The sequence below is a fragment of the Flavobacterium sp. 1355 genome (genome assembly GCF_017833415.1).
GTDB lineage: Bacteria > Bacteroidota > Bacteroidia > Flavobacteriales > Flavobacteriaceae > Flavobacterium.
This window is the reverse complement of record NZ_JAFICC010000005.1, coordinates 187,907-212,676: the sequence shown is the minus strand read 5'-3', so window position 1 is coordinate 212,676 and position 24,770 is coordinate 187,907. Positions and strand designations below refer to the sequence as shown.

General features: G+C 33.3%; 28 protein-coding genes. 20 read left to right on the top strand and 8 right to left on the bottom strand.

Annotation, left to right across the window (positions count from 1 at the left end; translation table 11 throughout):
• Nucleotides 1–46: 46 nt before the first annotated feature.
• From JOD96_RS08290 to JOD96_RS08275, 4 genes are all read left to right on the top strand, one after another.
• The gene (locus JOD96_RS08290) at nucleotides 47–481 is read left to right on the top strand and encodes a hypothetical protein (RefSeq protein WP_209563811.1); all 435 of its coding nucleotides are present in this window, start codon (nucleotides 47–49) and stop codon (nucleotides 479–481) included.
• Nucleotides 482–498: 17 nt separating this feature from the next.
• Nucleotides 499–1,095, top strand: coding sequence for a hypothetical protein (locus JOD96_RS08285; RefSeq protein WP_209563810.1), 597 nt, complete (start codon nucleotides 499–501; stop codon nucleotides 1,093–1,095).
• A 167-nt stretch (nucleotides 1,096–1,262) separates the two neighbouring features.
• Entirely contained in the window at nucleotides 1,263–2,567 is a 1,305-nt protein-coding gene (gene hemA, locus JOD96_RS08280) for a glutamyl-tRNA reductase (protein ID WP_209563809.1), read from the top strand.
• A gap of 390 nt (nucleotides 2,568–2,957) precedes the next feature.
• Complete coding sequence (locus JOD96_RS08275) at nucleotides 2,958–3,512, top strand: DUF3592 domain-containing protein (protein WP_209563808.1); 555 nt, start codon at nucleotides 2,958–2,960, stop codon at nucleotides 3,510–3,512.
• Between the two features lie 287 nt (nucleotides 3,513–3,799).
• On the opposite strand, the gene JOD96_RS08270 is transcribed toward JOD96_RS08275, so the two are convergent.
• From JOD96_RS08270 to JOD96_RS08240, 7 genes are all read right to left on the bottom strand, one after another.
• Nucleotides 3,800–4,522, bottom strand: coding sequence for an SDR family oxidoreductase (locus JOD96_RS08270; RefSeq protein WP_209563807.1), 723 nt, complete (start codon nucleotides 4,520–4,522; stop codon nucleotides 3,800–3,802).
• 76 nt (nucleotides 4,523–4,598) lie between these two features.
• Entirely contained in the window at nucleotides 4,599–5,183 is a 585-nt protein-coding gene (locus tag JOD96_RS08265) for a Crp/Fnr family transcriptional regulator (protein WP_209563806.1), read from the bottom strand.
• Between the two features lie 874 nt (nucleotides 5,184–6,057).
• Nucleotides 6,058–7,005, bottom strand: coding sequence for a DUF6620 family protein (locus tag JOD96_RS08260; RefSeq protein ID WP_209563805.1), 948 nt, complete (start codon nucleotides 7,003–7,005; stop codon nucleotides 6,058–6,060).
• A gap of 15 nt (nucleotides 7,006–7,020) precedes the next feature.
• Nucleotides 7,021–7,956: a hypothetical protein gene (locus JOD96_RS08255; RefSeq protein WP_209563804.1), complete on the bottom strand. Its 936-nt coding sequence runs from the start codon at nucleotides 7,954–7,956 to the stop codon at nucleotides 7,021–7,023.
• 11 nt (nucleotides 7,957–7,967) lie between these two features.
• Nucleotides 7,968–8,210: a hypothetical protein gene (locus JOD96_RS08250; RefSeq protein ID WP_209563803.1), complete on the bottom strand. Its 243-nt coding sequence runs from the start codon at nucleotides 8,208–8,210 to the stop codon at nucleotides 7,968–7,970.
• Nucleotides 8,211–9,152 carry an SPFH domain-containing protein gene (locus JOD96_RS08245; protein WP_209563802.1) on the bottom strand — a complete coding sequence of 314 codons (942 nt, stop codon included), beginning with the start codon at nucleotides 9,150–9,152 and terminating at the stop codon, nucleotides 8,211–8,213.
• Between the two features lie 448 nt (nucleotides 9,153–9,600).
• On the bottom strand, nucleotides 9,601–10,311 hold the full coding sequence (locus tag JOD96_RS08240; protein ID WP_209563801.1) for a M949_RS01915 family surface polysaccharide biosynthesis protein: 711 nt from the start codon (nucleotides 10,309–10,311) through the stop codon (nucleotides 9,601–9,603).
• Between the two features lie 395 nt (nucleotides 10,312–10,706).
• Here JOD96_RS08240 and JOD96_RS08235 point away from each other — a divergent pair, with 395 nt between their 5' ends.
• The 14 genes from JOD96_RS08235 to JOD96_RS08170 all read left to right on the top strand — a co-directional run bounded on the left by JOD96_RS08235 (nucleotide 10,707) and on the right by JOD96_RS08170 (nucleotide 22,310).
• Entirely contained in the window at nucleotides 10,707–11,285 is a 579-nt protein-coding gene (locus JOD96_RS08235; RefSeq protein ID WP_209563800.1) for a hypothetical protein, read from the top strand.
• A gap of 153 nt (nucleotides 11,286–11,438) precedes the next feature.
• Nucleotides 11,439–12,434, top strand: coding sequence for a hypothetical protein (locus JOD96_RS08230; protein WP_209563799.1), 996 nt, complete (start codon nucleotides 11,439–11,441; stop codon nucleotides 12,432–12,434).
• Nucleotides 12,435–12,593: 159 nt separating this feature from the next.
• A complete protein-coding gene (locus JOD96_RS08225) occupies nucleotides 12,594–13,373 on the top strand; it encodes a hypothetical protein (protein ID WP_209563798.1) in 780 nt (259 codons plus the stop codon).
• Between the two features lie 673 nt (nucleotides 13,374–14,046).
• Nucleotides 14,047–14,823: a hypothetical protein gene (locus JOD96_RS08220; RefSeq protein WP_209563797.1), complete on the top strand. Its 777-nt coding sequence runs from the start codon at nucleotides 14,047–14,049 to the stop codon at nucleotides 14,821–14,823.
• A gap of 297 nt (nucleotides 14,824–15,120) precedes the next feature.
• Nucleotides 15,121–15,441: a hypothetical protein gene (locus tag JOD96_RS08215; RefSeq protein ID WP_209563796.1), complete on the top strand. Its 321-nt coding sequence runs from the start codon at nucleotides 15,121–15,123 to the stop codon at nucleotides 15,439–15,441.
• A gap of 287 nt (nucleotides 15,442–15,728) precedes the next feature.
• Complete coding sequence (locus tag JOD96_RS08210) at nucleotides 15,729–16,286, top strand: hypothetical protein (protein ID WP_209563795.1); 558 nt, start codon at nucleotides 15,729–15,731, stop codon at nucleotides 16,284–16,286.
• A gap of 54 nt (nucleotides 16,287–16,340) precedes the next feature.
• Nucleotides 16,341–16,640: a hypothetical protein gene (locus JOD96_RS08205; RefSeq protein ID WP_209563794.1), complete on the top strand. Its 300-nt coding sequence runs from the start codon at nucleotides 16,341–16,343 to the stop codon at nucleotides 16,638–16,640.
• 415 nt (nucleotides 16,641–17,055) lie between these two features.
• Nucleotides 17,056–17,601 (top strand): Imm42 family immunity protein, encoded by a 546-nt coding sequence (locus JOD96_RS08200; protein ID WP_209563793.1) that lies wholly within the window; start codon nucleotides 17,056–17,058, stop codon nucleotides 17,599–17,601.
• Nucleotides 17,602–18,334: 733 nt separating this feature from the next.
• Nucleotides 18,335–19,075: a hypothetical protein gene (locus tag JOD96_RS08195; protein ID WP_209563792.1), complete on the top strand. Its 741-nt coding sequence runs from the start codon at nucleotides 18,335–18,337 to the stop codon at nucleotides 19,073–19,075.
• Nucleotides 19,076–19,305: 230 nt separating this feature from the next.
• On the top strand, nucleotides 19,306–19,779 hold the full coding sequence (locus tag JOD96_RS08190; RefSeq protein WP_209563791.1) for a hypothetical protein: 474 nt from the start codon (nucleotides 19,306–19,308) through the stop codon (nucleotides 19,777–19,779).
• A gap of 161 nt (nucleotides 19,780–19,940) precedes the next feature.
• Nucleotides 19,941–20,597 carry a fibrobacter succinogenes major paralogous domain-containing protein gene (locus JOD96_RS08185; protein ID WP_209563790.1) on the top strand — a complete coding sequence of 219 codons (657 nt, stop codon included), beginning with the start codon at nucleotides 19,941–19,943 and terminating at the stop codon, nucleotides 20,595–20,597.
• A 433-nt stretch (nucleotides 20,598–21,030) separates the two neighbouring features.
• Nucleotides 21,031–21,270: a hypothetical protein gene (locus tag JOD96_RS08180; protein WP_209563789.1), complete on the top strand. Its 240-nt coding sequence runs from the start codon at nucleotides 21,031–21,033 to the stop codon at nucleotides 21,268–21,270.
• 245 nt (nucleotides 21,271–21,515) lie between these two features.
• Nucleotides 21,516–21,839, top strand: coding sequence for a hypothetical protein (locus tag JOD96_RS08175; protein WP_209563788.1), 324 nt, complete (start codon nucleotides 21,516–21,518; stop codon nucleotides 21,837–21,839).
• Nucleotides 21,840–21,911: 72 nt separating this feature from the next.
• On the top strand, nucleotides 21,912–22,310 hold the full coding sequence (locus JOD96_RS08170) for a hypothetical protein (RefSeq protein WP_209563787.1): 399 nt from the start codon (nucleotides 21,912–21,914) through the stop codon (nucleotides 22,308–22,310).
• A gap of 112 nt (nucleotides 22,311–22,422) precedes the next feature.
• Here the strand turns inward: JOD96_RS08170 and JOD96_RS08165 are convergent, their stop codons facing one another.
• The gene (locus tag JOD96_RS08165) at nucleotides 22,423–22,794 is read right to left on the bottom strand and encodes a winged helix-turn-helix transcriptional regulator (RefSeq protein WP_209563786.1); all 372 of its coding nucleotides are present in this window, start codon (nucleotides 22,792–22,794) and stop codon (nucleotides 22,423–22,425) included.
• A gap of 160 nt (nucleotides 22,795–22,954) precedes the next feature.
• Here JOD96_RS08165 and JOD96_RS08160 point away from each other — a divergent pair, with 160 nt between their 5' ends.
• Together JOD96_RS08160 and JOD96_RS08155 are read left to right on the top strand one after the other, a co-directional pair.
• Nucleotides 22,955–23,722, top strand: coding sequence for a hypothetical protein (locus tag JOD96_RS08160; RefSeq protein WP_209563785.1), 768 nt, complete (start codon nucleotides 22,955–22,957; stop codon nucleotides 23,720–23,722).
• 19 nt (nucleotides 23,723–23,741) lie between these two features.
• Nucleotides 23,742–23,963, top strand: a complete 222-nt coding sequence (locus JOD96_RS08155) for a DUF2798 domain-containing protein (RefSeq protein WP_209563784.1) — start codon at nucleotides 23,742–23,744, stop codon at nucleotides 23,961–23,963.
• The last annotated feature ends 807 nt before the right edge of the window (nucleotides 23,964–24,770 follow it).

Genomic DNA, 24,770 nt, shown 5'->3' with positions numbered 1-24,770 from the left:
TCGTATATGATTTAGAAAACCTAAAATCATTTTAAAAATCAGCTTTATGAAAATTAACAAGTTTATTAAAAAAGGCCTTTGGACGGGATTGATCATTTTGGTACTATTTTTTGCCATTTTTCTATTCCACATTATTACCGCTAAGCCTGCTGTTTATGAAAGCCCTAATCTGCAGGTAAGCCGAATCGATTTTAAAAGCAATATAGATTCCGTGCAGGCCAAACAAATATGTTCCGATTTGAGATCTATCAAAGGATTAACCTCTGATTCTATAATCGTAAAAAGAAATGTGGTTGTTTACTTCCACAACAACAAGATCACTAATTCTAAAAAAGTCTTTGACCAGTTGATAGCGATAGGACATTATGATGCCCAGCGTTATATTTTACCAGAAAATTTGGCTGGCAAAGAAGTTTGTCCAGTGAATCAAAATAGTTTGAGCTACAGATTGTCTCAAAAACTAAACCGTTTTTTTAATTAACCTTTAATATTTTTATTATGAAAATTTATTCCAAAATTACACTTAGTGTATTACTCGCAGCTTCTGCAACCCTGGCTTCGTGCAGCAGCAATGATGATGACGCCCCGGTAACTCCTCCTGTAAAGGCATCTATTTACGAAAGATTAGGCGGAACTAAAATGGTTTCAGATCCGGATAACGCTGGCCAAATGATCGAGCAGGGGCGTTTGAGTTTCCGCAAGGTGGTAAATTCAACTATAGGATTAATTGTTGCCGATGTTCAGTCGAATGCCGCGGGGAACCTACAAGCGCATTTTGCCCCGGTATTAGCCGAAACCGGAAGTACCCAGTCTACAAATATTGCTAAACTATCAGACAATCTGACTGATTTCTTTTCGTTTAACACCGGTGGTACAAGTGCCGTAAATACCTATTCTGGCTTGAATATGGTAGCGGCGCATGATCCTGCAAAAAATCCTCGTATGGGAACAAAATCAAGTACTGCGGATTATACAAAATTTGAAGGCTATGTAGGGGCGGCTGCTAATGCAAATGGTGTGGCTTCAAATACAGAGCTTTACACCGATATTGTTGCGGTTTTAGAATCACTTAGAACTCCAATAGTTCAAAAATAATTTCTCTTAAACGCTACCTGCTTTTCAGGTAGCGTTTTATATTTAAATCCTGCTGGCAACTTATATCCAATTATGTCCGAATCCATTATTCTTTAGGATTAAAGGAAGTTTCATCTTGTTTTACAATAACCAACTACTATTTTTTGAACTTTAAGAAAAAGCATAATATGAAAAAACATAACATGTCCAAGAACACCACTTTTTATGCTTTAGGCCTAAGTTATAAAAAAGCAGATGCAACAATTAGAGGGAAGTTTAGTCTGGATACTAAAGCACAATCTGATCTTTTACTGCAGGCAAAAGCAGAAGGAATAGAATCATTAATTATCACTTCTACTTGTAACAGAACTGAAATATATGGTTTTGCCAATCATCCATTTGAATTAATCAAATTGCTTTGCCAAAACAGCAAGGGCTCCGTAGAAGAATTTCATCAGGTCGCTTATATATATAAGAATCAGCAAGCTGTTAACCATATGTTTCGGGTAGGAACAGGTTTAGACAGTCAGATTTTAGGCGATTTTGAAATCATCAGTCAAATTAAAATCGCTTTTAACAACAGCAAACGCGAGGACTTAATCAATACATTCCTGGATCGTTTAATCAACTCGGTTATACAGGCCAGCAAAAAAGTCAAAACAGATACTGAAATTTCATCCGGTGCCACATCTGTTTCATTTGCATCAGTTCAATATATTATCCGAAATGTGGAAGATATTAGAAATAAAAATATCTTATTATTCGGAACAGGGAAAATTGGCAGGAATACGTGCGAAAATTTAGTAAAACATACAAAGAATAGCCATATCACCCTTATAAACAGAACAAAGAACAAGGCCATAGAATTAGCTGGAAAACTAAACGTTATTGTAAAGGATTTTCTGAATTTACAAGAAGAAATAAAGCAGGCAGATGTGTTGATAGTCGCAACAGGTGCCCAAAATCCAACTATAGACAAAACACTGCTTAACAGAAAGAAACCCTTACTGATTTTGGATTTATCGATTCCACGAAATGTAAATCCTGAAGTAGCGCAAATTCCAGGAATAACTTTAATACATCTCGATTATTTGTCACAGGTTACAGATCATACCCTTGAGAGAAGAAAACAACATATTCCTGCTGCAGAAGCTATTATTGAGGATATGAAATCAGAATTCAATACGTGGATAAATGGTCGAAAATATGCGCCAATTATCCATGCGTTAAAAGCTAAACTAAATGATATTGCGGCGAGCGAATTGGATTTTCAGAGAAAGAAAACAGGCAATTTTGATGTCGCTCAGGTTGATTTAATCAGCGCCAGGATTATTCAAAAAATAACAAACCACTTTGCAAGCCACTTGAAAAATGAAAATACTTGCGTGGATGAAAGTATTGACCTTATTGAAAAAGTATTTCAAATTGGACAGCTTTCACCGACACATGCTTCTTCTCAAATTGAGAAAACCTATAAGATCAATCTTTCATAGACGTTATTATTTTTTCAAACAATTTTCGAACTGTATCAGAAATACCCGGATAAGTTGAAAAGGATAATCCCGTCAACAGGGAATTCGAAATCCGAATCTTGGTCGTGAGAAGCTTCAGGAAGAGGAACGCGCAAGGGACGCGTCGCGTCATGGAGCGCCGGCAATACTAAACCTTCCCAGCGAAAATTTTAATGCATTTAGATTTGGTACAGGTAAAATAACTACGTCAAAGCTATCGCCGCACAACTAAAAGATTTAGTATAATATTGTTATATTAGCCTGAAAAAACTTGCTGACCGCACAAAGCAAAGCAAATAAAGGTCTTACTGGTGCCATTGTAAGACTGGAATAATTGGCTGGCGGTATGGATAACGAAAAAGAAATAAAAAGATGAATTTTGAAAATTGGGAATATGGCGTGATTCCAACTGTTTTTATATGTGTTTTATTACCCCTATTTCTTTATTATTCATACTGGCTGTTTATTTCCGGAATCATCGGGTTGCATCGAATGGAAGAAAGCACGAGATGGAAATATTGCATTGGAGAGGTTAAAAATGCAGAAATAAAATACATGTCATTTTCTGAGGATTACCGCTTTAGGTTAAAAAAGACATATAACTATGTTGTAGACGACGTGGAATATGAATCCAATCAAACCTACGCCAGTGATTATCTGTTTGAAAAAGAGTATAAAAGTCTGGATCAATTTCCAAAAAACGATGAAATCTTTTTAAAAAGCAATCAATTCATTCAGACTGAAAAAGAAAAAGAAATCCAAACAGGAAAAAAAATAACCGTCTATTACGATAAAAACAATCCAAAAAGATCCTGCCTGATCAATAAAATCAACAGTCAGGTTTATTTGCCAATATGTATGGGATTATTTTTTGGACTGGTACTAACGATTTTTGCTTTGAAACTAATCGGTAATTTAACGGAATGAAAAAATAATATAACTGGAACTGAAAGTTGAAAAACGAAATCATTATTTAGGAAAGACATTAATCCGGATGAATTTCCCAGAAACTTAAATGATGAGGAAATTGAACTATTATCTGAGCTGGTAATTAAAAATCCAATATCAGATTTATGTAAACAAATCACCAGCAAAGACTTTTAAAACATAATTTTAACATACAGTCCCTAATAGAAAACAGCCTCTATATTCCTATAGAGGCATAGGATTTATTAGTATAAATTTGGTTTGTTTCGATAACTTATTAATACGGGTCAAATCAGCGAAGTTCCACCGTCGACGATAAGAGTTTGTCCTGTCCCAAAATCCTGCTCCATTAAATATATAAAAGTTTTAGCGACGTCTGCCGCTTCGCCAACTCTTTTCACGAGCAGGGCATTTCCAACATTTGTATACATTGCTTGTCTGTCAATATCAGGCATAGCGCTCCAAAGTGCTGTTTTTACCATACCGGGCGATACAATATTCACCCTAATTGGCGCTAATTCCATTGCCAACGCTCTTGTAAAACCTTCCATTGCCGCACAAATGCTTGCACTTAAAGTCCATCCTTTGTTTGGTCGCTCACTTGCAATACCACTTGTTAACGTAATAGAGCCAGTTGTCCTGATATACGGTATAGCATATTTTACGGCAGTAAATGCACCCCAGTAACGAACGTTAAAAAATTTTTGTGCCGTCTCTAAGCTTGCATCAGCAATATTTTCAAGAATTAGGCCTTCCCCCGCTGTAAAGATCAAATGGTCGAACGAGCCGATTTTTTCAAATAATATTTTCAATTGCGATTCATTAGTTGCATCAACGGCGTAGCCCTTGCTTTCATTTGGGAGTTCTTGTAAAGCATTATCTACACGTTGTTGATTGCTGGAGGCAATAATTATATTTGCTCCTTTTAAAGTCGCCAGTTTAGCGGTTGCCAAACCAATGCCGGAAGTACCTCCAATGATAACTACCTTTTTGTTTTTCAATGTTTCCACTTGTTTTGATTTTAATGTTCAAAAACAAAAGTAAATAGTGAATCTTAGAAAGGATTTACCAAATGTTAAAAACGGATTAACTTCTATTTTTTCTTATTCTGCTTAAGGATTGCTGCGTTATTCCAAGATAAGAAGCTATATCACTTAGTGGAATTCTTACCGCAACGGTGGACTGTTGTGCAAAAAATTTACGGTACCTTGCCGTAGCGTCATCGCCCAAGTAAGAATTACGCATTTGAATATTGTCAAATAATGCTCGTTGACAAATTCTGCCCAATAATTCTTTGAAATAATAAATCGCATCATAAAGAAAGAATAATTGGTCTTTTTTAAAAACGATTATCTCCGCTTCACAGGATGCCTGAATACGGTAATTTGATACGATATTTTCATTAAAACTTTTTAAGTTGCTGCAGAATTGTCCTTCCTCCAAAAAGTAATGTACCGCTTCATTTCCTTTGTCGTTAACATTCGCAAGTTTCAAAACTCCTTTGCATATAAAATAAAGTTCCTTAGCCACCTGCCCCTCTTCCAGCACTATTTCACCTTCTTTTATTTTTCGATATTCAACGTTTTGGCAAATAACCTTTCTCTCTTCTACTGATAGTTTTTGGAAAAGTTCAAGTTCATAAAAGAGACGTTCGCAGCTAATTTTTGACATGTCCATATTTTGGATAAAGATAAAAAAATTACAAGTCTAAAGGGGTAAATTTCTCTATTTGAAAGTAATTCAATCTCATATCAATTTGTATGCTACCTTAAAACAAGAAGTTACCATTAAAAAAATTGAGATTTTGTAATTTGTGACTCATTCGTGGCAAAGCACAAATTGCATTTACACTTTTTTCCCACAAAAAAAGTTAAGGTGAATTTTACGGCTGTTTCAACACATACTTTAGTGACAAAATCGTTGCACATCAACTTTTTAATAATTAAAAACTAAGGAAAATTAAGGCCTGCCAAGGCAAAGAAAAATATGCTATGAGAGCATTAACACAAAACAAAACATTTAAAATCAACGCTTTACGCAAAAAAAACTACACTTCGAAATACTATTGTAAAAAAAGGTGTAGATACAAAATAGATGTTCCGTGTTGCATTTTAAATCAACAGTGTTTATATTTCTAAAAAGAAAATCCTCACACAATAATTATACTAACTTAGTATAACAAGAGTTACATTAGTATAACTTACCAGATATGACTGCAACACGACGAACTTATGATCCGCTTTTCAAAGAAAAAGCTATAAAAGGCTATCATCGAGCCCGAAAAGGGCAATCCCATAAACAAGGAATTCGAAATTGGGCAGCTCGACCGTGAGGAGCCTCAGGAAGATGAACGCGCAAGGGATGAAGCAGCTCATTTCTATCAGGGTCAATAAATACCCCATTAATGAACCTTTTAAAACGACAAAAGCACTGTTTGGAACTAAGGATTTAGCGGATAGCCCGACCCCGCTTTTTTGGCGGGACATGCCATAAAAAATCCGGCTTGAATGAACAAACCGGATGTAATGAATTTATGGAAACGAAATTAAAAAATTACATCATCAGCAATGTTTCCACCTTGCTCCGCTGCAAATTTTTCAGCATATTCTTTTTGTTTTCCCTGTTGGTAATTTGAAAACTCCATAATATCATCAGAATTCCAATTTTGATTCTGCTCAGTTAACCATTGCATGGCAACAGACTGAAAATCGGCAAGATTGATTCCGTAGTTATCTAAAATCCATTGTGCGCCGTCCATTCCGTACTCATAAGCTGCTTGTCTTGCTCCGGCCAGTTCTTCGTAGAAATAACGATCTGTTTTTATTTTTTCAAGATTGGCAGCTCCACCTTCTGATACTGCTGCTTGCAGATTCTCTAATTGTGGAATCACGACATTTTCGGCATAATATTGTCCAAACAAAGTACTTACCGTAAAAGAGGTATCTTCTGCCATACGCTGTGGCCAGATGGTATTTAATTCCTGCCAGATTACAGGTTCGATACCCATAGCTGTGCAAACATCAATATAATCTACTCCCGAGCTCATTTTGATACACATTGCAGTATATTCTTTTAAGGATATGCCATGAACAGGCTCCAAAAACGGATTGTCATCAGTGGTTTTTACAAACCCGGATGTTTGTACCCCGCGGTATTTCATGGAATTGGCATTTTCCCATCGAATCATCTGGTCACTGTCGCAGTCGTTCCATTCTTTATACACTTCTCTTCGGTAATTGAAGTAGGTGTTTTGCACGTCTTTTTCGTCCATTTCCTCTCCACTGTCGCGTTCGTCCTGAATCCAGGCTTCTGATCTTTCTGCTACTTCCGCATCAAAATCGTCTACATCATAATGTGTACCATGCAGTGTTTCAGGATCATATTCTGTTTCCTGATACTCATTTTCAAAATCTTCCTCGTTTGAAAGTTGGTTCTGATTGTTCTGATCCTCTGATTGTTCATTGGTTCCCGAACCAAAAAGGTTTTTAAACATTTGTCTGTTTTTTAATTAATAATTTATTTGATTTTCGTACAATTTTTCATGATGCTCCTTTAAATCCGGTGTGATTTTATTCCATTCGTCGTACATGGCGCGTAAATAAACATGGTATAATTTCGGGGCATTTTTGATGACTTCTTTGCGTCTGTTTTCAAGATCATCCATTTGCGACTGCTTTTGTGCAAGGATCTTTTTGTCTTTTTCATGTATTGTACTTAGACTCAGTTCGTGTCTTTCGTGGTACAGTTCTCTTTCCTTATTGTTTTCCGTATGGTATATTTCGAGTAAGTGCGACACTCTTTGTTCTGCCAGATTTCTGGCAAAATTTTGCAGGTTCCGGGCTTGTGAACTCGGTTCAAAAGTGTTTTGGGTTTGGCAATGGGAACAGGCAATATAGGTATCAATAAAGAATATTTTTTCGATGGTGATGCTGCCTGCGCACTGTTTGCAATTAAAACTATTTTTTATTTCATCGTATTCGGCTACTATTTTCTGGTATTCAATTTCAAGATCACGCTCTTGTGTTTTCTCTAATTGGTTTTGCCAGTACTGATACTTTTCTTCAAATTCCTTATTGTATCTGTCTGAGCATTCGGTTCTGAATTTGGACAACAAATCATAATGCGGATGTAATACCGATACTTCGGATTTTAAATTGTCATACAAATCATTGATTTTCTCATCATAAACATCACGCGCTTTTTCTCTGATATTCGAAAGTTGGCCATTTATACCTGCATAAACCCTGTGAAAAGTCCTTTTGTACATGTCTTCATCATTGGCCAGCAGCTCTTTTAATTCCGGAATTGCCGCATTGCATAATTCTTCCATTTTAGCTTCCAGTTTATCCAAAAATAAAAACAATCTTTCTTTTGACTCTTCAAGAGTTGTGAACCATTCAGGCAACGATTCAAACCCCGGATTTTTGTTAAATAATCCAAACATTTTATTTTCTTTTAAAGTGAATTGTCTTCTTTTTTAATATAAACACCATCAGTAAGTTTTACCCTTATAAATTCAAACCCACAGTAGCCACAACTTGTAATTCCGTCATGTTTGGTACGTCCTGCTCCACAATTCGGACAAGATTTGGCATCCATTTTCGCTTCATTTATTTCAGTTTTTCCACCGTAATTTTCCTGTTGTTGCGCTTTTTCTTTAAGCCGTTCCAAAAAGGAAATGATTTTTTTCTCTTCCATTTATAGTAAATTTAGTAATTCGGCTTTTTTTGCTTTAAATTCCTCTTCGTCTATCAAACCTGTATCAAATAAGGTTTTGACTTTTTGAAGCTTAGAAGTTATGTCTTCTTTTACTTCGGGTTTGTTTTGCTGCATCTGGTTCATCATAATTCCCATAGCCAATGCATTTTGGGTAGCATCGTGAACAGTGGTTCCTTTTTCGCTTATGGCATTAGCAGTGTTGAATTTGGTAAACTTATCCATATCTGTCACCATATTCATGCTGGTAATCTTATCATAATGAGCAGTTACCTCTTCAGGAAGTGTTACGCTTGTGATTACAAATTGTGTCAGTTCAATTCCTAATTGAAGAAAATAAGGCTTTAAGTAAGGCTCTATTTTTCGTCCCAGTTGCGTTATATTACCGGCAACGTCCGTTACCGAAATATTTTCATTGGCCAGTACTTCCCCAAATTTTGGCGCTACAAAATCCCTTAATTGTTGCTGCAGTTCAAAAATGGTAAGCTGCACGTAGGTTCCGGCATACTGACGAAAAAATGTAGCCACGTCCACAATTTTCAAATCAAAACTTCCAAACGCCCTTACTCTTACTTGTCCAAATTGTGGATCGTTAAGCAAAATAGGGGCAGGAGTTCCCCATTTGTTATTGATAAACTGGTGTGTGTTGAAAAAATAAATATCGGCCTTAAACGGACTTTCAAATCCGTATTTCCAGCCCTTTAATCTGCTTAAAACAGGAATGTTTTCAGTAGATAAGGTGTGCATTCCCGGTAAAAAGGTATCTGCAAGCTGACCTTGATTCAAAAAAAGCACATGCTGGCTTTCCCGGACTGTTAATTTGGCCCCATTTTTTATTTCTTTATCCTCATCATGAAATTTCCACATCAGTAAATTAGGGTCAGATGTTGTAGCTTCAATGATTTCTATAAATGGTAATTTCATGTTTATTTGTTTTGGTGTAAAATAAGAAAATTAATACATTAAAAAATTTTTTATATGATTTTTTTGTTTTAAAAGACAATTTCCGGTTCTGTCGCATCTACCATGTAAATCCGTAAGAAATCAAAAACCCTAAAATTATGCAGCCAATTTACAGAATGATTTAAACATACTTGTTCCTGGGTTAAGCACTAAAGATAATAGTTATTAAACAGATGCGACAGAACCACCATTTCTAATGTAACCTGAAAAGTGGATAGTTCCTTCCTAAACCGGTATAATTAGTCTAAAATAAATAAAAAGGCTTTAAGCCTGTAAATCCGTTAAGTATTACATAGGAAATACAAAGGAAAGCATTAGATACCGCACTTATTGAACCAACGAACCGAGTTCGGGATTTAATTTATAATGAGTTTTTTATGTATAAATGAATTGGCTTTACAGCTTCGTGTTATTGATCATCGCCCCATTTTTGCATTATATTTTTGTTCCATAAATTCAGGGCAAATTCTTTAAAAACTTTTGGTCCCTTTTGAAAATTTCCGTCAAATGTATATTCGCCACCTATATATTTTTCTTTTCCTTCAGAGGTCTCTAGCAATACTTTATTTTCACCTCTCATAGCATATTTTTCTTTGCCTTCGTACATAATAACTTTCATTTGCAATGGACTTACATCTCCATGACAAGTAGTTTTGTACATAAGCCATACCTCTGCGATTCCATTTTTATTCAAATCCGTAATATTAAAAGTATTTTTAACAAAATAGGCTGCAATTTCAACAGGGCAATCCGAAATATAATCGTAAACTTTCCATGTTTGATTGGCCTTGTTACCTGAGATTATATAATGATATGCAAACAGTTCAGCATCTGAACTGTCTTCACTTTCATGCTTAAATTTAGGATTGATATAATGACCTGTTTCGGTTGTAATTACAATATTATCACCTGACTTATCTTTCCAGCGAACAGCATTTTTAATAATGCCTTCGTATTTTAGCCCGTCAGGGAAATTTGTAGAATCAATTTTATTTACTTTAAAAGAAAGGTTTTTTGCTGTACTTAAAGCTGTAGTTGCATCATCTGAAGTTTTGCTGATTTCCTGTTTACAGGAATAGAAAACAATAGTAAATAAAATAAAAACGGCAATCTTTTTCATATTAGTTTATGGTTTATTTTAGTCTGCAAACTTACTTATTTCTTTTTAATCAGAATTGCTGACTTCTTGTTTGATTATGGGATATTTATGCATTAACAATAAACAAAACATTTTAAATCAACGCTTTACACAAAAAAAACTATACTTCGAAATACCATCGTAAAAAAAAGGTGTAGATACAAAATAGATGTTCCGTGTTGCATTTCAATCAACAGCAGTACAACGATACTGCCGTCAACCAGGTTCATTATCATTAAATCAAAGATTTAATATTATTCCTATATTCCCTAAAAAGCTTATCATTGCACAAAACCAGCTAAAAAAAGTATCATTGGTGCCATTTGTGGGCCCGATAAACAAGTCAGCGGCAAACTTCAAACCAAAAAGAGATCAAAATGGACCACTCTAAAAATATTTTTGCAATTCAATCTCATATAAAGATTATTTCTGTTAACATAGTACTATTGTGTCTAATTGCACTTGTTATGGTGTATGCTTTGGGAAGAAAAAAAGAAATTAGAGAAAGTCAACTATTTTTGTGGAATGACCTAAGAAGTGAATACTTATACTTTGAAATAAAGCTCAATGATTCTGTCCTGTTTAAAAGCCCCAAGAACAGAAATGAAGATTCTTCGCTTTCTCTTAAATTACCAGATGGAACATATGTTTTACAAACCATTATAAATTCTAAGCCTAAAAAACAAAAATTTACTATCAAGGATAATAATGAAAAATATATTTATATAAGTTTCAATGATAAAATTTCTAAATATGTAGAATACTTTTCGATTTATGAAAATATTTTACTCAAACAAAAAACAGCTTCAAAAAAAATTACTCGCGAGCAATTAAGAAATATAATGATCGACATACGGAATACTATTACAATTGAAAACTTAAAATCTTTAGGTTATAATCCCGAAAATGAAAGGCTTCAAATACATATTTTAGATAGACCCTCTCAAATAGATTAAGTCAGACGCTAACAGCCCTTCGGCGAGATTGGGGTTTAGGCTAAATGGAAAGTTGGTTTTGTATTTGGAAAATTTGTGTTTAACCAAAAAATCCCGCATCTTTAATCCCCAAACAGGGCCAAGGGACAAAACGATGTAGCCAATTACTAAAAAATGAAATCACAAAACAGAAACATATTAATTATTCTGATATATTTTTTGAACCTGTTAAATTCATATGCTCAAAAGGACATCAACAAATTATTCTTTAATCTGCCATTAGAATCAGGCAGGGATAGTATTTACTGCTCAATTAAAAAATATGGCTTCATAGAAGAAAGTACAAATAGAACTGTTTCGCAAAACAATAAAGTTATTAAAACATTTTCCGGTTATTTAGATGTAAAAACATTAGGGAACACTTTGGCTGACAGCATAAAAATTCAATTATCAACTGGAAGCAGCTTTATAGAAAATGATAACTATTACCAGAATTTACTCATTGTCTGGACCTACCATCATTTTTCAAATGTTACAACTGCTAAAGAATTCTATCAGGTTAAAAAAAATGAAATAATAAAAATAGTATCTGAGAAACCGTATCATTTCAGAAATTATTTTGATGATGGTACTATAACTGCCGGATACAGTGATACATTTTATGAAGAGAAAGGGGACAGGGAGGTTTCCATCGAGCTTAAAAGGAAAAAAAAAGAGTATATTATTATCTTAGGGTATCAAAGAAATGAAGGAGAAAAAAAACTAAAGGGAGAATTGATACCCAAGAAAGAATTGATATTTAGGGAAATAGACAGTAAAAATTTATTTCAGTCGAGTAATGTGCAGCAAGTTCCTGTTATAGAAAAATGCTCCACTGAAAATGATAAATCAATGGAATGTTTAAAAAGAAGTATCGCAGGCCATATTTCCAATGATATAGACTTCGAAGCTTTCGGTTTGACTGCTGGTGCGCACCGTGTTTTTTTAAAGTTTGTTATAGATAAAAATGCAGAAATTATTAACATTAAAGTATCCCACAAAAACACCAAACTTTGTGAGGAAATAATGAACAGTATAAATGAACTAAATATAACAGAACCAGCAATTAATAAAGGAATAAAAGTTGATTTTTTAGTTGATATTCCATTAACCATTACAATTGAAAATTAACTTATTACAACAGCTACAACTGATTCGGACAATAGTTTTTAATGGAAAGCTGGTTTGTTTTTGAAAAATCCCGCATCTTATTCCCCAAGCTCGCCAAGAGATAGAACCTTACTAGCAAACACCGACAAAAATCCAGAATTCAAGTTTTTAATCAAAAATATGAAATACGAAAATAAACCATTTCCTTTAATAGAAGATATTTTCGAGATAAGTAGTCCGAATGAAAAATATGTTTTTACACCTCTGGTGTCTATTACTTTTAAAAATCATCCTGTTCTGAACAATAATTCATTTCATTTTATTTCAGTCTGGGATACTGGAAGTTATATCGAAGACTATTTCGATGATAATAGGCCTGACCCCAGAGTTATCCGCTTTAAATATAAAAATAATAAATATTCCTATTTATCAAATTTGAATTTTCCATTTATCAGTGAATTAAAAAGAGCTTACCAAATCATTGAAAGTAATTTTATTGAGAATTTAGATTACTACTTAACACCGAAAAGCAATAAGGAATTTGCAGACACATTATCCAAAGGCTGTGAATTAGTGCACTCTGCCAACAAGAATTTTGACAAAGTGGAATCTGGCTATTATTTCGAAAAAATCACAAAGTATCTTTATACCAAAAAGAAATTCGAAAAATTCAACAATATAAATTCAGACTTTACTTATCCTGAAACATTTATCGGATTGACAACAACAAAAGAAGAAGTTATAAAGAAATTTCATTCCGATGGAAAAGATAAAAGCGAAATTATAAAAAACATATTTGCCAGGCCGAATTGGATCCAGGCACCGGAAAAACTAAATTATGAAAATATGATTTTTATTGGGAGTGTTTCTGAAAGTGATTTTACTAACGGGACAGCCGAATTATATTTGTTTTGGGACAAAGAAAACGATTTTGTATATCAAATTTCACAATGGACATAATCTCCAGCAGGTAAGAGCCATTACAACTGATCTGTGCAATTGTCTTATAGGAAAGTTATTGAATAAAAATAAACTGACAGGCTTTTATACTTTGGATTGCAGCTTGGCAATGAGGAGCTTAAAGAAGATGAAATTACCAGAAATGAAACAGGTAATGGATCCGCGGGCAATACTAAATCTTCCCAGCGAAAATTTTAATGACCGGAATTTTAGACCTGTAAAAGACCGTTATCAATTTAACGCGTCTTTATATAGCATCTTGCGATCAATCTGCCGCATGGTGGAGATTTTTGGGCAAGACAAAGGCACTGTCTTGCTTTGGCTTATGGACTCGTACTACCTTTGCTGCTGAAATAAAACAAAAGCATACAGGTCTTTGATAAAAAGTAAAAGGGAAGCAATTGCGGTACGTATGGGTAACAGTAGTAGGGAAAAAGAAGCATGCATCATCGGGCATGAATTCCAAAAGTTGGCCACCTTAACCAACCATGTATTGTCAAGGACAGGGGCTAAGAATATTTAGTGACAGCTATTGCCGCACAGCTACAAAGGTTTGGTATTATTTCTTATATTCGCTTAAAAATCTTACTAATGGCACAAAGTCAACTACTGAAAGCCATATTGATGCCATTTATGGCTTATATAAATTTAGTTACCAGAATCTATCAAACAAATGAAAAAAACACTACTATTAATTTGCATCTTCTCGACAAGTTTGACATTTAGTCAAAAAAAATTATTTGACACATTAAAAGTGGATTCAAATACTAAAATCATTGGTAGATATCCCCAGTATGATAAAAAAAAGACTTACGAAAAATTCAATTTTGTAATTGAAGACTCAATTTCAATTGAAAATTTCAAAAGGAACATAAGTCTTGGTGATGAAGTTAAAAATTCAATCGAAAATCCTTGTTTTAAACTCACTATTGTTAAGAATTATGATGAAATTGGATCTTGGACAATAAATCCCACTCAAAAAAGTGCAATGACGCATGACGGTCATACATATAAATTTGACATATCTCAAATTGCCATGCTAAACGCAACAAATCCCTTTGATTATGTATACGAAATTAAAGAGTTTAAAAGTAAATTGGAATATCAGGAGTATTTAATTGCACAAAAAAAGAATACCGCATTCTTGTTTGATTATGGACCACAATTTAAATACGAGGGAAGCTTTGAGATAGAATTCAAAAAATCGGAAGAGTTTTCTAGTCCCAAAAAAATCAGTGAATATTTAGAACCATTTATTGAAAAAATTGCAAATAAAAATGAATTCAGTGTTTCTTATGAACTGAATGAAAAAAACATGGGAGATCACAATCAATTCACAATGAAAATTCAAGGTTCTAAAAAAATATTTGAGAAGTTGAAACTAAAGAAATTAAAAAACTTGAATTGGCAACCAACAATAGAAGATGCATATTTCTTTTATAGGAAATAGACTTTTGGTAACAAGTACTACAACGGATTTGGCAATTGGCTTAATGGGATATTGGTTTTGTATTTGGGATGATTTGGCAAATCCGAAGAATGGGCTTAATTTAGTCCCAAACCTGCTGTAGTAGCGAGACGTTACTGGAGACTTGTGCCGAAATTACGCAGATAAAAACAATTAGAAAATATACATTTGTTTCCGCAAGAAGTTAACAAAACAGAAGCGTGAAAATTGAAAAGCAAAGTCAATTTTAAAGAGTTTAAAAAATAAGATGCATAACCGAACTGACAAAAAAATATATAATTGATAGATGAAAGTAATATGAAATTAAAAATAATTGAGAAAGTCTTAACAAGCTTTGGAATTTTAAATCTTATTATTTTTTTACTATTTCTGACTTTTGGAAATAATGGAGGTTGGTTTGTGGTTAATTTACCTTATTTCTTTGGAGAATTAATTTTATTCTATTTACCTATAGTTTTTACAATATTATCAATAATACTTTTTGCTTTCGAGTATTATAAAAATAACCATAAAAATTGGTATTACTTTTTTATAATTACAATTTCATATTTACCTGTTGTTCTTTTTGTAATACTTTCAATTCATAGACCAGCACATTAATGAAGTGTGGAAATATAACAAGTTTTGAATAAATTTAAAAGTTGGAATTCACCAACAGAAGCGTGAAAAATTTACGGTTCAATTGTAATTTCGACAAAACAAGCCTCCAGTAACACATGCTATAAGCAATTTGGGGATTTGGCTTAAAAAAAATTGGTTTGTATTTGGAAGATTTGCTTCGCCTGTTCGCTTCGCTCGAGTGGCAAATCCGAAAATAGAGCTTAATTAATCCCAAACTGCTTTTAGTGCGAGAACGTTAGCAGTAATTATAGAAGAAGAGAATCATAATGAAAAGACAACTATTAAACAGATTATTTATAATCACGATATTATTCTTAAGCTTATTAAATGAGTCTTGTAAAAATGTTGATGAACAGAAAAAATCCGCAAAGTCAACTAAAACTGTAGTCTCAAAAGATGATGCCTGTCTTTGTGTTAAGGATGTGCAACATCCTCCACCATTTGAAAATACAATTTTGTCATCTGCAAAACTCGAAATAAGTGAGGAAAAGAGAAAATATCTTGTTACGGTAAATTTAATTGCTGATAAGTTGGTAGATTTTAAGGGAAAAGACCAACAGCTTTATAAAATTGAAACAACAAACAAAAATAGGACAAGAAAACTTTATTTTGCTCTTCCAATAGATTATAACAAATATTGGAATGAATTAAAAATATTCCCTGATAAAGAAAATAAGATTTTAGAAATCGGTTTTAAACAAAAGGAAATTTCAAAAATATTCTATAAAATTTACGGATATAAATATGACAATGAAGATTTCGGAGATGGTCATATTGAGATAAAATCAAATTTTGAAAAGAATGGATATAGAATAATCGACTAATTTAAATAACTACTGCTTACAGCTACAATGACCTTAGCAAACAAATTACCATAGATGGACATAGAAACAGTATTTAAAAAAATTTCAATAAGAGGCAGGTTTGCTTTTGGCGTAAAATGTATTGAGAGCTATGTTTCAGAAAACAAAATAGAAATCGACAGTATTGACAAACTTTTAACCCTGTTATGGGAATTTACGGAGTCTGAAAGTTTAAACCTTTGGGATGAAAAAATTAGTGATTTAAATCCAACGAACATCCTAGGGGTGGAATACGAAAAATTTCCAAACGATTTCCCAACAATAGATGCTGCAGAATATAAAGAATTAAAAAAAAATCTATCAAAATCTATATAAGGATTTAATTAAACTGATTTCAGAAACAATCGAAATAGGAACTTCTAATTTATATGGCGGTACAGGAGAATATAGCTCTCATAGTTTAAAGCCAACAATTGAAGTTTATAAAATAACGGAAAAATTATTATTAAAAATGCCTGATGTGAATAGTTTTATCCAATTTAGATTTTCTGAATTTAATGGTTGGGGAAATAAAATCGTAAAACATAATATTGAATAAAATACGTTTGTTAACAGGTACAAAAATGGATTTGGAAAATTGGCTTAATGGAAAATTGGTTTGTATTTAGGATGATTTACTCCCTGTATTCGCTAAGCTCGTATGGCAAATCCTAAGAACGGGCCTAATTTAGTCCCAACACGAGGGTAGTCCCAAAACGTTAGTGCCTATTGTGCCCTGAAAAAATGAAAAATGAAAACAAAAAATATATTGGAGATGAAAAAAAAATTTGCCCTACGATATATACCTATCCTTAACAATTCAAATTTCGCATTTTGCCATTTAGTGTTTGGTGGGGAAATAATCGGTGACGAGAATGAAACTTGTTATTTGAGTAGCTGGAAAAATTCACTTAAAAAACTTAAAGACAGAATAGAAAATAATTCAAGCTCCTTATATCACGAAGAATTTAATAATCGAAATGACAGAGAACTATTTGAACTAATATGGAAAGCTAATCAACAAGAAGAACATTATAGTACCGAATATAGTTATTTACCAGTTTTAGATAATGAAATTTGGAGCAATTGTCATATTTCAATTGATGAAACAACAGATGCCTATTTGATTGCAATGACAGAAGATAATGGTGAAATAAAATTTCTTTGGGAAGGCTTAAGAGATCCTTGTCCAGTGGATAAAATTGGCGAAATGTTTTCCATAAATATTGATAAGAACTTCGTTGTTGAGACAATTGAAGACTGTTTAATGGAAATCGAAAACAATACTAAAAAATAAAAACAGCCCATAACTACTACAACGGATTTTTGCAATTAAATTATACCCAGGCAAAATCCACAAAGTATTTCTAAAACAATTTCGATGTATTCAACAAAGATATTTCCCGGTTTATGTTTTTTTATAGGCTTGCTGCTTCTTGCAGTTGGCGTTTATATGAAGTTAAATAATTTTCTGTCCACTGGCCAGTCCTACAAAACCCGTTTAGGAACTGGCATGAACGCCGAATCAATTGACAGAAATGGAGCTTTATTTTTTGGAATACTTATTTTAATTGTATCGCTGGTTAGTAATCGAATTATACTTCCCAAAAGAAAGATAGAGACAAAAGACTCGAAGAAGAAAACACCCTAAATAAAATGGCAGCCAGTAAAAAACGGCTTTACCTTCCTAGCCCCGAGAGAAGTGGAAATCTTTTTGTGCCGGGTTTCGGCGCAAAAGATTGAAGCGAATAGCGGGAAGAGCTCCTAAAAAATATCAAAAAAAGAAAAAGCATTATTTTTCGTGAACAACAAAACAAAGATCCTCCAATAACCAAAACAGCTATGGCCGCATCGATCAGCAGCAGTGCAATTTTACTGCCAGCAACCCGGTCATTAAATCAAAAAGATTTAATATTATTCTTATATTCGCTAAAAGCTTACTAATTGCACAAGCCAGCTGAAAATGCCATATTGGTACCATTTTATGGCTGGTATAAATTGGTTACTGGCAATTAATCCACACCTAGAGAATGACTGACAGAATATTAAAAGACATACGATTTTACGAAAGTGAAAAACAAAATATCGCAGGACAAAGTTTACCTAATGAATTGGGTGAAATTTTTATTCCCACAAAAGACACAAACTATATTGGACAGAGAATTGCTCGAAAATTAAACGAGTTAAAATTTACTTATGGAGAATTTGACCATATTTATATCAACTTAACGACTATCTTGAAAGAAGGCGAAATTATAGTTTCAAATAGAAATATTGATAAGCGAATTAAATATATTGACTTTGGTATTAGCTCTGAAAATTTAAACTCACTTTCTGACAGCGAAAAAAATAATTTCATAAAATCAGTAACCTTTAAAGTACTAAAGCAAATAAGTTCAGGTTCAAATTTGGAAGTAGTAAATCAGACAGAAAAACTAATAGCAGAATTTGACACAGAAATTAAAATTCATTTCAAATCAAAAGAAACCACTTCTTTCAAAATCGACATTTATTATCAAATAGAAACGGTAAGCGGTGGAACAAAAGCTGTAATAGAATACAAGGACAAAAAAAATAACATTTGCAGTTCGGTAAATTACAAACTTCAATTCTATGAAGACATCTATACTTTAATGGACACAATTGGTTTGACAGACAGCACAATTATTTTGAAACCCAAAAAATCTTTTACGGCGGACATTAGTAATGAGAGATATGAAACACCAATAACATTGAAAATAACAGACTTTAAGAAATGTAACTGCCACTAACAGCTACTTCCCTAGCCCCGATTGCTTCGCCAGTTCGCTTCGCTCGTGTGCAGTGGAAATCCTTTTGTGCCGGGGTTCGGCACAAAAGATTGAAACGGATAGCGGGAAAAAGCTCCAAAAAAACAATATCAAACCGAAAAAAATACAACCAAAAATTACCACAAGCACCACCGTAATTCCCAAAACCCGATCAAAGCCCCAAAATGCGCAGCCAAAAACACCCAGCCCCTATGACCCGCAGAACCCTTAAAAGGAACCCCAAAGCGGCCCCAAGACATAACGGGCAAGGACATCCAAAAAGACCTAATAGAGAATGCCCCTTCAAAAGGGCCTCAAACGGATATGGATACCCAAAGAGCAATGAGGATGAAAATGATCCCTTTGCGAACATAGCGCCCGAAAAGGACAATCCGGTAAGGAAGGAATTCGAAATTGGAAAACTTGGCAATGAGCAGCTAAAAGAAGATGAAATAACTAGAAATGAGACAGGTCAGAGTACAATGGCAATAGTAAACCTTCCCAGCGAAAATTTTAATGTTTGGATTCATCCAAGCCTTAAGGGAATTCTGCCCACTTGTAAACCAAAAGAAAAAGGCTTTCTTTTCGCTGTTGCAAAAGAAAGGTTCTCCAATAATAGATATAACTATTGGGCGAATCCCGATGTGAAGATCAATGATACTGCAAGCACCTTTGTAAGACATTAAATCAAAAGATTTAATATTATTCTTATATTCGCTAAGTATACTAAAAGCGCAAGGCAACTAAAAAGCAGTCGTATTGTTGCCATTTTATGGTTGGCATAAATCAGTTGGGCGACATTTTACAAAACCAAAGAGAATTCAAGTAACCAAACATAATTAAAGAAATGCACAAAGTATTTTTATCATTCATTCTATTATTCTTTCTTCCTAACCAATCTCAAAACAATATAGCTGTTGATATTGATGGAAATAAATACAATTTAGTTAAAATTGACAAGTATTTAATCTCAAGTGAAAATTTAAATGTAAGTCGTTTCAAAAATGGTGATGTAATACCCGAGGTAAAAACAATGCAGGAATGGCGAAAGTATGGTAAATTAAAAAAACCAGCGTGGTGCTATCACGAGAATAATCAAAAAAACAAGAAAAAAATTGGAAAAATTTATAATGGATTTGCTGTAAATGATCCAAGGGGAATATGTCCTAAAGGATTCCATATTCCCACATCTAAGGAATGGAAGGAAATAATTATTTCTTTAGGAGGTTACGACAATGCCGGCCAGCATTTAAAATCTAAAGAATGGGATGGAGATAATAGTTCTGGATTTAATGCAATTCCGGGCGGATACAGAAGTACTGTGAATGAAATGGATTTTTATCCATTAGACTATTGTGTTTTCTTTTGGAGTACAAAAGTACAGGCAGGTAAAAACAGTAATGATTTCATTGGTTTAATGACAGAAGATAATTCTGTTACGGGTGAAGTTTCTGCACATACAGCAGAAAATGGAATGTATGTTCGATTTATCAAAAACAATTAATAAAAAAACGTCGCCCAACAGCCTACAACGGATTTGGGCAAATGGCTTAATGAAAAGTTGGTTTTGTATTTGGGATGATTTACTTCGTTTGTTCGCTTCGTTCGCGTGGTAAATTCGAAGAATAGGTTTAATATAATCCCAAACCTGCTAGTACCAGAACGTTATATGCTATTATACAACACTACCTTAGTTAAACACAAGAAAACTTTTAAATTATTGTAATATGAAATCCGAAAACAAAATAAGGCTGAAAAGAATATACGGATTCATAATTATTTATGGGCTAATTTGTGGACTTCTCCTTTCCTTCAATTTATGGTTGATAAACTTTATTGGCTATTTGGCTATATATACAAATCTCATTTTTATATTCCTTATTTTCCTGTTTTTTATAACTACTTACAAATTAGTTTTTGGCATTGACATTAAAGTAATGCCGTCATTAATAATAGGATTTCCAGTTTTTCTTATTGGACTAGCTGTTTTTAAATTCTTTTACGATTTTGGTTCAGCAAATTACTATACAGAATTTGGTAAGCAAGAACTTATTAAAGAGTGGTTTGGATATGCCGCAGTAATGACCGCTTTATTAACTTTTATATTCCTGCCTATTTACAATTGGAAAAAAAGAAAGAAAAATTATTTAATTGAATCCGAGCAACAGCAAAACTAATTACGAATAAGCGTGGAAATTAACAGCATAACATGTACTACAACAGATTTGGGCAATTGGTTTAATGGAAAGTTAGTTTTGTATTGGGATGATTTGCTTCGCCTGTTTGCTGTCATTCGGGTGTCAAATCCGAAGGATGGGCTTACTTTAATCAGTTGATTCCTCGAGGCTCCGTCTCAAGGGTAATTTATTCCCTACCCCACTGTAGTACTAAAACCTTATAAGCAATTTAAAGACATTATCTAATGAAAATCATAAAATACTCAGTAATATTTACTTTAATAACATTGGTTTCGTGTAGTAATTCAGTGAAAATAAATGATGAGTTTAAAATTGAATACTTGGAAATGTATTCTTCAATTTCTTTGCACAATGGACACCAAGGGTTTGTTGGTAATGTTACAGAAGCTTATTGGAACAACGATTCTTTAATAGTTTCAGGCGAAACAGGTTGTTTTCTCATTGAGTTAGGAAAAACAAAATATAATGACGAAATGATTAAGATAGAATGTGGAAATTTAAGGCATAAATTAAAAAAAGGTACTATAAGAAAGTTTATAAAAAATTGATTAATGACAATAAAAAAACTGCTTATAACAGCTACTATGAACGATTTAAATAATAATTAATACTACTTAAATATGAGAAGATATTTAATATCTGCATTGAGCACTGCCTTTTTATCATACTCATTGTACTTTATTTTTGCGGTAATATACCATCAGCCAATTGGTGCTAATACTTTGACAGATGGATATTTTTATGGTTTAATGTTGCATGTACCTGCATGGCTGATGGCATTTCTAATAATTGGAGTTTTAAACCAAAGAATTGCGAACTTAAAATATTTAAACCGCATTATTAAGATGACGATGTTATGTATTATCACTTTACTTCTAATTCCAATTTTTGATACTAATTCAAGAGAAAAATTTGACTTTTTAGTCGTAACTTTTTATATACTTGATTTTTTACTGTGCGCTGCGATTTTTGTGAAACTTATAGATCGAGAAAAATCGAAAGCAAAAAATGTGGGTTAATGCAATTACCTGCCACATATAAGTTTTGCTCCATGGTCAATTTTATCCCGAATAATCGAGTCTGCGGAATGGCGATTTTTCGCTTTATGATGGACGATTTTTCCTTAACAATTTAAACTGCCTCTTGTAAATCTCTTTTATGCTGCTGTAGTTCATTAAATATCGGCATATAATTAGTGCCCCATTTTTCCATGTGCGAAATTAATGGTAATAAAGTTTTACCCAGATCAGTCAGGAAATATTCAACTTTAGGAGGCAGTACCGGGTATATGGTTTTTCGTACCACACCATGATCTTCTAATTCTTTTAGCTGAAGATTCAAAACACGTTTGGTAGCATCAGGATGGCATCTGTGTATTTCACTCGGTCTTCTTACACCTTTAGATATAGAATCGATAAGACAGGGTTTCCACTTCCCTCCTATTACTTCAAGTGTTATACTCATTCCGCAGTCAAAATCTTTTGGAATCTTTTTTTCGTACATAGCAGCTATATTTTTATAGGTACAAAAATAAGCATATAAATCAATACGGGCTCTATAACCTTATATGGATAATATTATCCCCATACGAACCTTTTATCCATTATTGCATCACTACAACGGTCAAGATAACTTTGCCGAATAATTTTTAATAATATAAAAAATGGAACTTTCAAACAGAGAAAAAGCTGCTGCAATTCAAAACAGTATCGAAACCGAAACTTTAGGACAAATAGGCTTAATTAATCCTAAATCATACAAACAGCACAATATTAATGTAGCCGACGGTTTTGATGCAATTATGGCCCTGCACGATTTAATGCCGATGGAAAAAGTTTACACCAATGTGGTAAGGGCTTTTCAGGATGGCGATATCGGATTTGTGCATGTCGATTATTATTTATTTGAACCAACGGTCGCTTTTGATATTCACCGATTCGAAAATGGTGTGAGTGTAGAGCATTGGGATAATTTACAGACGAATCCTAAAAAAGTAAACAAGAGCGGAAGAACAATGACAGATGGTAAAACAAAAGCTATTGATCATCATTTGACAGATGCTAACAAAGAGCTAGCTTCATCTTTTGTTTCAGAAGTTTTGGTAGGGAAAAAATTTAATGAAGCTTCAAAATATTTTCACGGCGACATCCTTATTCAGCATAATCCGGATATGGGAGACGGTGTCTCGGAGTTTTTTAGTGTTTTGAAACAATGGGAAAATAATGGCAAAACACAAGTTTACACTGCTGTACATAAAGTTTTGGGAGAAGGAAACTTTGTTTTGGTTTTAAGTGAAGGTTACGTTGGAAAAACACATTCGGCTTTTTATGATTTGTACCGAATTGAAAATAATAAAATCATAGAGCATTGGGATGTTATTGAAGAAATTCCATCTTTAGAGAATCAGAAGAACATAAACGGAAAATTCTAACCGATTCCTTTTAAAAGTCATGAAGCTTTTTGTTAAATATGTCAATACCCTTTTTGTGGTTACAGCAATGACACTGATAATGGCAGTTTGCGTACTCATTTTAAATAATGGATATGAAAAAGAAGGATGGATTTTTACATTTTTTAAATCCTGGCTCATTATGCTGCCCATTGCTTATGTTAGTGCCCTGATCATTATCCCTTTGGCTAATAAACTGACGCTTTATATTTTTAGAGCGTAATTGGGAATTTCTTTTTCATTTTAAGAGGCTGTCCGAAAAGTGATTTCGGGCAGTTTTTTTGTTTTTCAGATTGTTTTTCTTAAATACTAAAATGATTATGCAGCCAGTTTTTTTCTTTTAGTAAAAATTATATGATGAAACAATCGTTTAGGACCAAGTTGTTCTGTTTACTATATTTGAATGTTCATTTAAAATGAAAGAGATATAATAATGAACAAATAAATATAACTTTAATTTTTTTTATATAATTTGTAGATGCCAATCAAAAATAGCATTAAAAGATAATCTTGCTATTCAGGCTGTCTATTTTCATTCTAATTCAGACACAGAGAAATTCAGCTAGAAAAATTTCTGGATAATTTTGCTCGTTTCGAATTACCAAACGGCCAGAAGGGCTGGATTGATTTAACAGGGGAGAGAATATTTGGACAATTAAAATTAATACAGATGAAAACAAACCTTTTTATTCTACTCCTTTTCTTGTAATTATTTAGCTTCTTAAAATTTTCAATTGTTTTTATAATCCAAAGCCTAATGTCTTGCTTTTTTATTGTACCAAATTTCTCTAGAATAATTTACTGCCTTAAACCAATTCAGTTTTTAAAAGTTCTCATCAATCACCAACAGGATATCCAAACCAAATCACTAAAGCCACTAGAAGACAGATAACTACATATAATCAGCCAAAAGGCGCCAATTGAAGACAATTGGCGCCTTTTTTCAATTACGCAATCAGGCAAGGTAACTTTGGATTTTTTACATTTATTTTCTCCCTGCAAAAAGAGACTTTAAAAACTTAAATAAAAC